The organism is Hymenobacter sp. HDW8 (assembly GCF_011305775.1).
Lineage (GTDB): Bacteria > Bacteroidota > Bacteroidia > Cytophagales > Hymenobacteraceae > Hymenobacter > Hymenobacter radiodurans.
In genome coordinates this window covers 4,682,612-4,696,158 of the sequence record NZ_CP049907.1, presented here as the reverse complement: position 1 = coordinate 4,696,158, position 13,547 = coordinate 4,682,612, and the positions used below count along the sequence as shown (strand labels likewise).

11 protein-coding genes are annotated in these 13,547 nt (G+C 51.8%); 5 read left to right on the top strand and 6 right to left on the bottom strand.

The window, feature by feature from the left end:
• Positions 1–76 precede the first annotated feature (76 nt).
• Positions 77–664: an IS5 family transposase gene (locus G7064_RS19970; protein ID WP_166074981.1), complete on the top strand. Its 588-nt coding sequence runs from the start codon at positions 77–79 to the stop codon at positions 662–664.
• A gap of 42 nt (positions 665–706) precedes the next feature.
• Here G7064_RS19970 and G7064_RS19965 read toward each other — a convergent pair whose 3' ends face one another.
• Positions 707–1,921: a HAMP domain-containing protein gene (locus G7064_RS19965; RefSeq protein WP_240935615.1), complete on the bottom strand. Its 1,215-nt coding sequence runs from the start codon at positions 1,919–1,921 to the stop codon at positions 707–709.
• Entirely contained in the window at positions 1,906–2,301 is a 396-nt protein-coding gene (locus G7064_RS22560; protein WP_240935614.1) for a hypothetical protein, read from the bottom strand. Before G7064_RS22560 ends, G7064_RS19965 begins: the two co-directional genes overlap by 16 nt.
• Positions 2,302–2,650: 349 nt before the next feature.
• Between G7064_RS22560 and topA the strand changes: the two genes are divergently transcribed.
• Positions 2,651–5,113, top strand: a complete 2,463-nt coding sequence (gene topA / locus G7064_RS19960) for a type I DNA topoisomerase (RefSeq protein WP_166074980.1) — start codon at positions 2,651–2,653, stop codon at positions 5,111–5,113.
• A 75-nt stretch (positions 5,114–5,188) separates the two neighbouring features.
• Here topA and G7064_RS19955 read toward each other — a convergent pair whose 3' ends face one another.
• On the bottom strand, positions 5,189–5,683 hold the full coding sequence (locus G7064_RS19955) for a PAS domain-containing protein (protein WP_166074979.1): 495 nt from the start codon (positions 5,681–5,683) through the stop codon (positions 5,189–5,191).
• Between the two features lie 26 nt (positions 5,684–5,709).
• Positions 5,710–6,069 carry a hypothetical protein gene (locus tag G7064_RS19950; RefSeq protein WP_166074978.1) on the bottom strand — a complete coding sequence of 120 codons (360 nt, stop codon included), beginning with the start codon at positions 6,067–6,069 and terminating at the stop codon, positions 5,710–5,712.
• A 430-nt stretch (positions 6,070–6,499) separates the two neighbouring features.
• On the opposite strand from G7064_RS19950, the gene G7064_RS19945 reads away from it, so the two are divergent.
• Together G7064_RS19945 and G7064_RS19940 are read left to right on the top strand one after the other, a co-directional pair.
• Positions 6,500–7,192, top strand: coding sequence for an SIR2 family NAD-dependent protein deacylase (locus tag G7064_RS19945; protein WP_166074977.1), 693 nt, complete (start codon positions 6,500–6,502; stop codon positions 7,190–7,192).
• A gap of 142 nt (positions 7,193–7,334) precedes the next feature.
• Positions 7,335–8,366 carry a phosphatase gene (locus G7064_RS19940; protein WP_240731401.1) on the top strand — a complete coding sequence of 344 codons (1,032 nt, stop codon included), beginning with the start codon at positions 7,335–7,337 and terminating at the stop codon, positions 8,364–8,366.
• A gap of 61 nt (positions 8,367–8,427) precedes the next feature.
• Here G7064_RS19940 and ppk1 read toward each other — a convergent pair whose 3' ends face one another.
• Positions 8,428–10,722 carry a polyphosphate kinase 1 gene (ppk1, locus tag G7064_RS19935; protein ID WP_166074976.1) on the bottom strand — a complete coding sequence of 765 codons (2,295 nt, stop codon included), beginning with the start codon at positions 10,720–10,722 and terminating at the stop codon, positions 8,428–8,430.
• A gap of 187 nt (positions 10,723–10,909) precedes the next feature.
• Positions 10,910–12,892, bottom strand: a complete 1,983-nt coding sequence (gene gyrB, locus G7064_RS19930; protein ID WP_133273225.1) for a DNA topoisomerase (ATP-hydrolyzing) subunit B — start codon at positions 12,890–12,892, stop codon at positions 10,910–10,912.
• A 381-nt stretch (positions 12,893–13,273) separates the two neighbouring features.
• Between gyrB and G7064_RS19925 the strand changes: the two genes are divergently transcribed.
• On the top strand, positions 13,274–13,546 hold the full coding sequence (locus tag G7064_RS19925) for a hypothetical protein (RefSeq protein WP_133273226.1): 273 nt from the start codon (positions 13,274–13,276) through the stop codon (positions 13,544–13,546).
• Position 13,547: the final 1 nt, after the last annotated feature.

The following is a 13,547-nucleotide window of genomic DNA, read 5'->3' as shown; positions in this document are numbered from 1 at the left end:
GCGCAGTGGGCGCGGATTGCGCCTTGCTGCCAGGTCGGAAGGGACAAAGGCGGCCGGGCCAGGACAACCGCCGCTTGTGGAAGCGGTGCTCTGGCTGACGCGCAATGCTGCCGCTGGCGAGCCTTGCCCGCCACGTGGGCAACTGGCACACGACCTACACACGCTTCCAGCGCTGGACCGCCTCGGCGTATGGCCCGGTATGGCGCCGTGCACAGGACAATGCCCTGCACACGCTGCTGGTCGACTCACCACCGTGCGGGCGCACCAGCACGCTTCGGGGCGCGCAAAAAACGGGCCGCAAGCCTCGGGCGCAGCCGCGGCGGCTGACCAGCAGTTGCACGTGGTGGCCGACGCGCAGGGGCGCTTGGTGCGCGTCGGCCTGACGGCCGGCCAGCGCCACGATGCCCCGCAGGCGCTGCCGTTGCTCGAGGGCTTGCCCCAGCCTACCTCGTGCCGACCGGGCTACGATGCCGACCCACTCGTGGCCGCGCTGGCCGCCCGCGGCACCTGCGCCGTGATTCCGCCCCGGCGCAAGCGCCGGTACCCACGCGCCTATGATGCCGCGCGGTATGCCCAGCGCCACCCCATCGAGCGGCTTTTCAGCCGCCTCAAGCAGTTTCGCCGCGTAGCCACCCGCTATGACAAGCTCGATGCGCATTTTTAGCCTTTGTTCACGTAGCCGCCACCATCCTCTGGCTGCGGACTGTTAACACTTCCTAGTCAGGTTCGAAGCCATGTAGTTTACATTGTCCGTCAGCTCCTTCCATACTCCAGCTACGTTAGGCACTGAGGCCTGGCCGCCAAGTTTGCCTTCGGTGCCCACTTCCAATGCTACACGCGTCACCTCTCCAGCAAATAGGTTGAGCGAGTCCACCATCTGGTTGAGGTTCTGCTTGAGTTGCAGCAGCTCGCCCTTCACATCCACCGTGATCTTCTGGCTTAGGTCGCCGCGGGCTACGGCCGTAGCGACGTTGGCAATATCTCGCACCTGACTAGTCAGGTTCGAAGCCATGTAGTTTACGTTGTCCGTCAGCTCCTTCCACACTCCAGCTACGTTAGGCACTGAGGCTTGGCCGCCAAGTTTACCCTCCGTACCTACTTCTTGCGCCACGCGCGTTACTTCGCCCGCGAACAGATTAAGTGAGTCCACCATCTGGTTGAGGTTCTGCTTGAGTTGCAGCAGCTCGCCCTTCACATCCACCGTGATCTTCTGGCTCAGATCTCCTTTGGCTACGGCCGTGGCCACGTTAGCAATGTCACGCACTTGACTAGTCAGGTTCGAGGCCATATTGTTTACGTTGTCGGTGAGGTCTTTCCACACACCGCTAACATTAGGCACGGCTGCTTGGCCGCCGAGCTTACCCTCCGTACCTACATCAAGAGCCACGCGCGTTACTTCGCCCGCGAACAGATTAAGTGAGTCCACCATCTGGTTGAGGTTCTGCTTGAGTTGCAGCAGCTCGCCCTTCACATCCACCGTGATTTTTTGAGTTAGGTCACCTTTGGCTACGGCGGTAGCCACGTTGGCGATATCTCGAACCTGACTAGTCAGGTTCGAGGCCATGTAGTTCACGTTGTCCGTTAGCTCCTTCCAGATGCCCCCCACGTTGGGCACTGAGGCTTGGCCGCCGAGTTTACCCTCCGTACCTACTTCCTGCGCCACGCGCGTTACTTCGCCGGCGAACAGGTTCAGGTTGTCGATGGTCTTGTTAATAGTTTCGGCCATCACTTTGAAGTCGCCCGAAACAGGAATCTGGAAGGTCTCGTCCAGGTTGCCCTTGGAGATGTTCTTCAGTACTTTACCTACTTCCAATACCGGAACGGCGATGCTATCCATCAAGCCGTTGATATTATTAATCATGTCGCGCCAGAAACCGGAGGCATTCTCACCCGAGGCGCGGGCTTTCAGATTGCCTTCCACCCCAGCAACTTTCGAGATGCGCGATACTTCCCCCCCACACCCCCGATCATCTCTACCATCGAGTTGTAGGCTTCAGCGATGTCAGCAAAGATGTCGTCGTTCTGTTTGGTCAGCCGCACCGATACGTCACCTTTTTTAAAGGCATCAAGCGCATACAGCACACGCGTAAGCTGTTCGTTTACGTAGCCATCATCCTGCGTATTATCGATACTGCGAGTGCTAACCCGTCTGCGCGTCAGGGTGCCACCACTTGGTGCTTCTTTCCGCTGTGACTGGGTATTATCGGCTGCAACAACGGCAGCATTTGTGGATTCCGAAGCCAATGCCGATGAACTAGTAACCGGACGGGTGGTGGTTTTGGTAGTCTTACCTGAAGCCATACAAAATGTAGATTGCGAAGCGTGCTAAAAAGGCACTGCTGAAACAAACCGGGGGGTGAACCGGTAGCCAGACTTACAAAGGTAATAAACTACCGGCTTCCGCAGCAATGGAAATAAGCCATCATATAGGATTCGTTCAACCGGCGTCGGGTGAACTACTTACCTATATTATTTGCTCTTATACAGTTCAACTAGTCTAGATTTAGGCTGGAGGCTGCAAGGATAATTAAGATGGTATAGGTGAGTGGCCGGATTATTCCATCATCTTTGCGGCAAAATTCAACTTTTGCTCCCCTTAGGTCGTTTCTTAGTTGATACCCACCTGTATTTCGTTGCCAATCCCCTTTATATGATCAAAAATTTAGTCATAGTTGAGTCACCGGCCAAAGCCAAGACCATCGAAGGATATTTGGGCAAGGACTTTATTGTCAAGTCCAGCTTTGGTCATGTACGCGATTTACCAAAGGATAATAACGCTATAGATATTGCTAATGGCTTTAAGCCAACATATGTAGTTTCGGCCGATAAGCGCGAGATAATTGCTCAGTTGAAAAAGCTGGCGAAAGAGGCAGAAGTTGTTTGGTTAGCGAGTGACGATGACCGTGAGGGCGAAGCCATCAGCTGGCACCTTGCCGAAACACTGAATCTGAACGACGCCAAAACGCGTCGTATTGTATTCCGTGAAATTACAAAAAACGCTATTCTCAATGCTATTGCCTCGCCCCGGGAGATTGACCTGAATTTAGTAAATGCCCAGCAGGCCCGCCGTGTCCTCGACCGTTTGGTTGGTTTTGAGTTGTCGCCGGTGCTGTGGAAAAAAGTTAAAACGGGTCTGTCTGCCGGCCGCGTACAGTCTGTAGCTGTTCGCTTGGTTGTAGAGCGGGAGCGGGAAATCAATCAGTTTAAAACGTCTTCTGCTTACCGCGTTACGGCGCGCTTTGATGCGGGCCGGGGGGCAATTTTAGAGGCTGAATTACCAACGCGCTTTAAAACTGAAGCTGAAGCACAGGATTTCCTGGCTCGCTGTGTGGGGGCCATTTATCAGATTGAGAACTTAGAAAAGAAGCCGGGCAAACGCTCTCCAGCGCCGCCTTTTACCACTTCCACGCTTCAACAGGAAGCCTCGCGCAAGTTGGGCTTCTCTGTGGCTCAAACCATGAGTGTGGCCCAGAAGCTGTACGAGGCTGGTAAGATCAGCTACATGCGTACTGACTCGGTAAACCTGTCGCAGGATGCGCTGGCAGCCGCATACACAGAAATCAGCCGGGCTTATGGTGAGGAATATGCTCATAAGCGCCAGTTCAAGACGAAGTCTGCCTCGGCGCAGGAGGCTCACGAAGCTATCCGGCCTACTGATTTTGCCTTAGTAAAAACAGGTTCAGACTCTCAAGAGCAGCGTCTTTACGATCTGATTCGTAAGCGGGCGCTAGCTTCGCAGATGGCCGATGCAACAGTGGAGCGCACCGTAGCTACTATTGGCATCAGCACACAGCCAGGTACCACACTTACGGCTACGGGTGAAGTAATTACGTTCGAGGGCTTTCTGAAAGTATACAGCGAGTCGAAGGACGACGAGGAAGAAGATGGTGATTCTACCTTCTCTCGTGGTTTGCCGCCCCTGACGGTAGGACAGCAGTTACCCTTGCAATTATTGCGTGCCACGGAGCGCTATGCTCAACCGCCTGCTCGCTACACAGAAGCATCGCTGGTAAAGAAGTTGGAGGAAATGGGCATTGGTCGACCTTCTACTTATGCGCCTACTATCAGCACTATTCAGAAGCGGGGCTACGTTGAAAAAGATACCCGCGAAGGCAAAGAGCGCAAGTTTCGAGTGCTTACGCTGGAAGGCGAGCAGGTGAAGACGGAGGTTAAAACGGAAACGTACGGGGCTGAAAAAGCGAAGATGTTCCCGACTGACACCGCCATGGTGGTTAATGACTTCTTGGTCGAGCACTTCCCTATTATTATCGACTACCAGTTTACGGCGAAAGTGGAGGGCGAATTTGACCTTATCGCCAATGGGCAGGAGAAATGGGGCGACATGCTTTCCAACTTCTACGGAGCTTTCCATGAGACCATTGAGCGTGGTCAGGATATTGAGCGCAGTACGTTGGGCTCAAACCGCGAGATTGGCACTCACCCTGACACTGGCCAGAAGTTAACAGCCCGTTTGGGTCGTTATGGCCCCTATGTGCAGATTGAGCCAAAGGAGGGTTCCGAGGAAAAGGCAGTGTACGCAAGTCTTCGCAAAGGCCAGTTTATCGAGAATATTACGCTGGAAGAGGCGCTCGATCTGTTCAAGCTACCGCGCATCGTGGGGCAGTTTGAGGAGAAAGATATGACGGCTTCTCTTGGTCGTTTTGGTCCTTACATCCGTCACGACGGCAAGTTTTACTCGCTCACCAAGGAGCAGGACCCGCATACCATTACGGCTTCGGAAGCTATTGCGCTTATCGAGGCTAAGCGCAAATCAGACGCGGAGCGTTTGATTAAGGATTTCCCGGAGCGCGAGGATGTGCAGGTACTCAATGGCCGCTTCGGTCCGTACATCGTGGTAGGCAAGAAAAATGTGAAAATTCCCAAAGGTGAAGAGCCGCAGGACCTCACATTGGAGCGCTGCCTGGAATTGGCCGAGCTAACACTTGATAAGCCCGCCAAAGGCGGCCGTTTCGCCAAAAAGACGACTGAGAAAACCGTGGATGAGCCGGCTATTGCAAAGAAAAAGCCAGCTACGAAGAAGCCTGCAGCGAAAAAGGCGGCAACCACTAAGAAGGCTGCTCCCGCAAAGAAGGCAACAGCCAAAGCAAAATAGCAAATCATTTTAATGCATAAAAAAGCCCCCCAGGAAGAATCTGGGGGGCTTTTTTTGTATCAACTGTGCTGGCAGTTATTCGCCTAAACGCTGGCGTAGGCTCTGTACTTCACGCTCCAGTTCTAAGTTGCGAAAGGTGACCTTCATTTCTAGATCGGCATAAGAGCGCTCTAACTGTTGCTGAAGCTGCTTTTGCTCATGAATATCGGTGCAGGTACCAAACCATTGCTCAATCCTACCCTGCTCATCGAAGCGCGGCAAGGCCTGGCCCAAAAACCAGCGATATGAGCCATCCTTGGAGATAAAGCGGTACTCAATTTCGTAAAACTCGCCGCTTGCTAATGATTGGCTCCACCGGTCGCGCGCACGTTGGCGGTCATCGGGATGCAGCAGGTTGTTCCACATTTCGCTACCCTGGCTTTGCTCCACAGTATAGCCCGTGTAGTCGATCCAGCGCTGATTAAAATAGGTGTGGTAGCCGTCAGGGTCCGTAATCCAGACAAGCTGAGGAATTAGCTCGGCCAGAAAGCGGAATTGCTGCGCGTTAAATTCAGTATCAACAGATGACATAATGGAGGAAATAACGAAAAGCGAAATCAGGGCCGGGCAAGCTGCATTTCCATGCCTGACTGAAAATAAAGACTAAGCTGACTCTGGGCGCCATCGGTAGAGCGGCGCAGACGAGTAACTAACGCACGGGTTTCTTCCCGCGCCAACTGCAATTGCAAGTAAGGGCGACTTAGCAAACTATCACGCTCCACGGTCCACCGACCATTATCCTGCTGCGTCGGAGCTTCTACATGCAGCAAGCCAGGCTGCAGCTGTAGGTGCGTTGCCTGAGCCAAGGTAGAGCTAGGGTCATTTTGATTCAGCACCCGATCGGCTACCCGCCAGTTGCCGGTGAGGTAGTCGTCGGGCAACTGCTGGAGGTTAATATCAAACAAAAGGTCGATCATAAAGAGGCAATACAGATCGGAGGAGCAGCAAATTTACCTAATGCTGTTGTAACCCCAACAGAGATTGATTAGATATTGAGTGTCCTCTGAACAGCAAGATGGAATATACTGTAAAGTGCAAACTCACTACGGTCCAGTTTAATTTCAATTGTATGCTTATTTCTACTAATGGCATCAGCATGCTATAGCTTACAAAAACCTCTAGCCCATGTTTTGTACGAACTTTTGCTTCTGATACATAGCGACATACAGACTAGCAGGTGTTAAATAAGGCATAAAAATTATATAAATATTTATAAAAACACAGCTACATTCATTCTTTAAGGAGACAATTGCCAAAGCTTTCATACGTAGAGGCGGACAGCTGGCCGTTTTTAATGGTTATCCGTATGCAGGGATGCGTTTCTAACACGACAAACCGGCTTCAAACGTGTCGAAAAAAATAGTAGTATTAACTGGCGCTGGTATCAGTGCCGAGAGTGGCTTGGCTACCTTCCGCGGCGCTGATGGCCTTTGGGAAGGTCATCGAATTGAAGATGTTGCCTCCCCTGAAGGTTGGGCACGCAACCCCGAGCTGGTACTTGACTTCTATAATCAGCGGCGTAGCGCCGCCCGAAACGCCCAGCCTAATCCCGGCCATTTTGCCTTGGTAGCGCTGGAAAAAGTTTATGAAGTAGTCATCGTAACCCAAAATGTAGATGACTTGCACGAGCGCGCAGGCAGCAGCCGGGTTATTCACTTACACGGACAGCTGTTTGAGTCACGCAGCACGCGCCATGAACAGCTTGTGTACCCGATGACCAGTGACCGTATTGAGCTAGGTGAGTTGTGTGAAAAAGGCTACCAGCTACGGCCCAATATCGTGTGGTTTGGGGAAGCCGTGCCGTTGATGGAGCGTGCGATTGAGGAAGCTGCTACCGCCGATATATTTATGGTGGTCGGCACCTCGTTGCAGGTATATCCGGCGGCCGGGCTCCTGGAATTTGCCCCCCAGCATTGCCCCATCATCGTAATTGATCCACATCAGCCGCCATTGATGGGCCGACGCAACGTGCGCTTTGTTACGGAGCCCGCAAGCACAGGTGTTCCTCGAGTGGCCACAGAACTACTATCGGAATACTGAGTACTAACGTGGGTGATGCGTATACTAGCTTCACCTCAGGAAAGCTGCATCGGCTTGCTTCTAAGTAGGCTTTTAGACTGCTTCGCAAGGCTCAAAGGCAATTTTCCCTCCTTTTAAGCCTACTTTCGGCAAAGGTTTATCTTTGGATTCCATTTCCTCTTTCACCACACAGACTTTTCTGATGGAGTATCCCCTACTGAAGCTAGCTGCCATTGATATCGGATCGAATGCTGTACGGTGCCAAATTTCGGCTGTGCTGGTTTATGGGGGGCGTTTTCGGTTGAAGCGGGTGGAGTACGTTCGTTACCCTATGCGCTTGGGTGAAGATGTGTTTGCCACCGGCGACATTTCACCTGCCAAGGCCGATAAGTTCGTTAAGTTTCTGCACTCCCTGAAGCTGTTGATGGAAGTGCACGAAGTAGCACACCACTTAGTTTGCGCCACTTCCGCCATGCGCACCGCCAAAAATGCGCCGGCATTGGTTGAGCGGGTACGCAAAGAGCTAGGGTTGACCATCGAAGTAATTGATGGTCAGGACGAAGCCATGTACATCAATAGCGTGATTGAACATGTGCTGGAGGATAATAAGCACTATTTGCACATTGACGTAGGCGGAGGAAGTACGGAGTTCAACATCTATCATAACCGCCATAAAGTGGCTACGCAGTCGTTTGAAGTTGGCTCTATTCGGCGCATGCAACAGGAAGAATCGGGCCTCAACACGGATGCCCTCAACGGTACTTGGAAACGGATGGAGAAATGGGTGACAGAAAACGCCCGTCGTTATCATGTGACGCGAGCAATTGGTACCGGCGGCAACATCAATAAGCTGTATAGCTTAGCCAAAACCCAAACCACGCTCGATAAGCCGATAACCCGCAAGCGCATCGCTTCACTGCTGGATAACCTGACCAAGATGACGATGGATGAGCGGGTGAATGTGGCCATGCTCAACCCCGACCGCGCCGACGTTATTGTGCCAGCGGGTCAAATCTATCTTTCCGCCATGGAGTGGGCAAATATCAACAATATGCACGTGCCCGATATCGGCTTGAAGGACGGAATGCTGCAGACGCTATTTGAACGTCATTTTGAGGACTTCCGCCCTCCAAATGACCATTCCAGCATTCCACCTCATCCCGATGTTCAGAACTCACACAGCGGTGCTGAGTAGGTTGATAAAAAAAGCCCCCCAGATCCGATCTGGGGGGCTTTTTTTGGGCAAGCAGCGGTAGTTATACATCTTGAGGAGCTTCCCCGCTAGGTAATTCCTCATCAACCTCTGAGTTTAAAGTCGCCAATTCAGCTTCCATTTCGGCGTCCTCTATATCAGCATCTGATGGAAAATCAGGGGCAGTTAACGGTGGGCCTTCATTTGAAGCCGCATTATCTGTTTGCACATCCGCGCGCGTGAGCCATTCCTCATACAACGAGTTTTCGGACACAGCCGCGTAATGGCGGTGATAAAACTCCTTGTGCACGTTGAAAATAGGCTCCTCCGGGCTTGGGTTACGACGTACGTACGCCCCATCCTCGCGCATCAGGTACGTATTCTGATTGTCTTTAAGGTTGAAATACAGGATGTTGATGGCCTCGCGCTTCAGAGCTGGATTTACAATTAGGAATAAAGCTTCAATCCGACGATCAAAGGAGCGCACCATCAAATCTGCGGAGCCAGCATACACTTTTGGCTGGCCGCCGTGGTGAAAGTAAAACAAGCGCGAATGCTCGAGGTAGTCGCCTACGATGCTGCGCACCTCAATATTTTCGCTTAGGCCCGGCCGGCCCGGTCGCAGGCAGCAAATGCCCCGTACAATAAAGCGAATGGGTACACCCGCCTTGCTGGCCCGATAAAACTCATCAATCATTTCCTTGTCTTCCAAGGAGTTCATCTTCATCACAATGCCACTGGGCAGTCCTTTTTTCGCGTTTCGGACCTCCTCGCGAATTAGGTGTATAAGTTGCTGACGCATATCCTTCGGCGCCGTAATCAGGTACTCATAATCATCGGGCTGAGAATGGCCAGTGATTACGTTGAAGAATTCTGACACGTCGTGACCATATACATCGTTGGTCGTCAGCAAGCTAACGTCGGTGTAAATGCGTGAGGTCTGCTCGTTGTAATTGCCAGAGCCTAAGTGCACGTAGCGCGTCACCTTCTCCCCTTCTTTACGGATAATCATGAGCATCTTGGTGTGCGTCTTGTACTTGCTCACCCCATAGATGACAAAGCAGCCTGCTTTCTCCAGTTTGGCCCCCTCCCGAATATTACGCTCCTCATCAAAGCGCGCTTTCACTTCAAATAACACAGATACGTGCTTGCCGTTTTCGGCCGCTTTCAGCAGCGCCGCTGTCACCCTTGAGTCGTCGGCTAATCGGTAAATGGTTTGCTTGATGCCTAGCACATGCGGATCCTCGGCAGCCCGCTCCAAGAGACGCACAACCGGATCGATGCTGTTATAGGGGTGATGCAAAAGCACATCGTGGTGTTTGAGGTACTCAAACATGTTGTCCTCAGCACCTTCAGGCAAGCTAAGTGGCGGTACAGGGGATGGTTGACGGGCCGCTTTTCCCCGAAAGTTGGGGTGCTTAATAACTTGCAGAAGCCCTTTCATATCAATCATGGAGTTGATAACGAACACATTGCCATTATCAATTTTCCAGCGCTCCTTCAGGACAGTCATTAAGACAGGTGACGCATCCTTCTCCACCTCCAAACGCACCACGCGGCCTTTCTTCCGAGTTTTTAAACCAACCTGAATTTCTTTGATAAAATCTACGTCGATGTCGTCTGATTCTTCTAGCGTAAAATCGCCGTTACGAGTGATGCGGAACAGGTTGGCCGACTCTATCTCGACGTTGCGAAACAACTTAGGCAAGTTAGCCCGCACGATTTCCTCAATTGGGACAAAAATCACCTTGTCTTTGCGCGTCAGCTCAAAAAAGCGAGACAGATTCTGCGGAATCTGCACAAAGGTGAGGCGTTCCTGCCCCTTCTCCCCTTCTGCTTCCGTGCGTGTTACCACCCCCAGAATTAGCATCTGATTCATCATCAGGGGAAAGCCATGATAGGAATCATACACCATCGGCGTCAGCAGCGGAAACAGCGTGTTTTTGAAGTAGCCATCCGCCTTCTTCAACTCCAGTTCTGTCAGCTCATCCATCCGCAGAATGTTGAAGCCATTTTTCTCAAACTGGGGCTTCAACTCATTCAGATACGTGAGGGATTGGTCGTTTACAAAACGGTGCGCAAAATCCAATAGCTTGCGCCGAAACGGCATTTCCCGCAGCCCCGAATAGTCGATACGCTCCTTACCGTAGTCGATATAGTTATAGAGCGAACCCAGCCGAATCATGAAAAACTCGTCGAGGTTGGAGCAGGTAATACTCATGAATCGCAGCCGGTCAAACAAGGTGCGCGACGGATCTTTGGCTTGGTCGAGGACGCGATAATTAAAGCGCAGCCAGCTTAAGTCGCGGCTGATATACTTGCTTTTGCGGATAAGGTCAGCTGATTTGAAGAGTTTCATAGCGAAGAATAAGGCGCAAGTGGCAAGTTACAGCGCCACACTTGTCATTCCGAACAGAGGAAGGAATCTATCCTAGATGTTACTAAAAGATAACTCCAAAATCTGGATCATGGTATGCCTTGGTTGATGTAGTTATAAACAAAAAAAGCCCCCAGCACGCTGGGGGGCTTTTTTGCTACTATTGCCTCTATACGTCCAGCTTGGCGTACTTGGCGTTTTTCTCGATGAACTCACGGCGCGGCGCTACTTCGTCGCCCATGAGCATAGAGAACAAATGGTCAGCTTCAGCAGCCGATTCTACGTCTACGCGCTTCAACGAACGGGTATCGGGCTGCATGGTGGTGGTCCAGAGCTGCTCGGCGTTCATTTCTCCTAGACCTTTGTAGCGCTGCACGTTTACCGTTTCGGGCTTACCGCGGCCTAGCTCATCCTGAGCGGTTTGGCGCTCCTGTTCGGTCCAGCAATACCGCTCTTCCTTACCACGCTTCACCAGATACAGCGGTGGCAGCGCAATATAGATGTAGCCATTGTCAACCAGTGGCTTCATGTAGCGGAAGAAGAACGTCAGAATCAGGGTCCGAATGTGCGAACCGTCAATATCAGCATCAGTCATGATGATGATTTTGTGGTAGCGCAGCTTTGTGATGTTCAGACCTTTAGGATCCGCTTCAATGCCAGCCTCTACATCGGCAGGCGTACCAAACGACACACCCAACGCGGTAATCATGTTCTTGATTTCCTCGTTTTCGTAGATGCGGTGCTCCTGCGCCTTCTCCACGTTCAGGATCTTACCCCGCAGTGGCAGAATAGCTTGGAAAGCCCGGTTGCGCCCCTGCTTAGCGGTACCGCCAGCTGAGTCGCCTTCGACCAGGTATAACTCACAGATTTCAGGGTTCGACTCGGAACAGTCGGCCAGCTTACCCGGCAAAGAGTTGGAGCCTAGTACCGTCTTGCGTTGCACCATCTCACGGGCCTTACGGGCCGCAATACGGGCGCGAGCCGCCAGAATCACTTTCTCAACGATGATGCGAGCCTCTTTGGGATTCTCCTCCAAGTATTGGTTCAGGATTTCGCCTACGGCCTGGTTTACAGCGCCACTAACGTCTGAGTTGCCCAGCTTGGTCTTTGTCTGGCCTTCAAACTGGGGCTCCTGCACCTTCACCGAAATAACGGCAGTCAGGCCTTCGCGGAAGTCGTCGCCTTGAATCTCCACCTTCGCTTTTTCCAGCATACCCGACTTATCGGCGTAAGCTTTCAGTGTACGCGTCAGGGCTGAGCGGAAGCCAGCAACGTGCGTACCACCTTCGATGGTGTTAATGTTGTTGACGTAGCTAAAAATGTGCTCCTGATAGGAGTCATTGTATTGCAAAGCCACTTCTACCGGCGTGCCGCCTTTTTCACTGATCACGTGAATAGGCTTCGGCATCAGCACCGTACGACCCGCATCTAGGTAGCCAACAAACTCACTCAGACCACCCTCTGAGTAAAACTCCTCGTAAAGGAATTTGCCGTCTACGTCGTTGTCGCGGCGATCAGTGAGGGTGATACGAATACCTTTATTCAGGTAAGCCAGTTCGCGCAGACGAGTAGCAATGGTTTCGTACTTATATACCGACTCCGAGAAGATGGTATCATCAGGCAGAAATTCTACCTGCGTGCCGTGTTCTTCAGTATCACCAATTTGCTTTACCGGATACTGCGGAACCCCGATTTTATACTCCTGTTCGTATAGGTGACCGTTGCGACGCACGGTTACTTTCAGGTCTTTGCTTAGCGCATTTACGCAGCTCACGCCTACACCGTGCAAACCGCCAGAAACTTTATAGGAATCCTTGTCAAATTTGCCCCCCGCATGAAGCACGGTCATCACGACCTCCAAAGCCGAACGACCTTCTTTCTGGTGGAAGTCGACAGGGATGCCACGACCATTATCGCGGACGGTAACTGAGTTATTTTCGTTGATGGTAACTTCTATTCGGTCGCAGTGGCCGGCCAGGGCTTCATCGATAGAATTATCGACTACTTCCCACACCAAGTGGTGTAAGCCTTTAACCCCAGTATCACCAATGTACATCGATGGCCGCTTGCGTACGGCTTCCAGTCCTTCCAGTACTTGAATACTATCCGCAGAGTACTCAGCGGGGACTCTTTTCTCTTTCGTTTCGCTCATGGAATGCGGGTAAATTCAGCGTCAGTGTTAATAGGCAAAGATACCATTTTTAATCGGTTTTTGCCAGCCACGACCGGATTTTGCCCCCCATACTCATGCTACTAAAAGTCGCATTTTGCTACCGTCAGATTGTCCGCCGCACCTCCCTTTTTATGTGCACAAACTTACCAGCGCTATTTCGTCTGCCAAGCTGTTTGAGTTCATTTCAGTTAGCCCGATATACGCTAGTACGCACAGGCCAAAATGTCCCCATAGTTATTCATTACTACCGCAGTAGAAGCAACTCAATGGCATGCTGAAGGGACGATAATAAGGCAAAAACTCAGGGTGCGGAACTACTAGCTTCTCGGACTAGTTCTGAAACCTTCTACCTTTGCTTGTATGTCACACGAAGTCGCCAATATCACCTTAGCTGAAGCTACTCGTCACGCGCCCTACATTGAGTACGCTCGCTGTCTGAATGCCGAGGATCGTCCTTTTAATCATATTGGCGACTGGCCAGAGCAAGGACAATTCTATCCCGTGCGCGTCGTCGATTCTCATTTGGAAGGCATTCCATTAGTGCACGTGTTAGGCTTCCAAGCCGAAGCGCCATACTTCAACGCCTTTGCTCCACATCGCTTCGAGTTATTATATACTGTTTGGTTGAACTAGG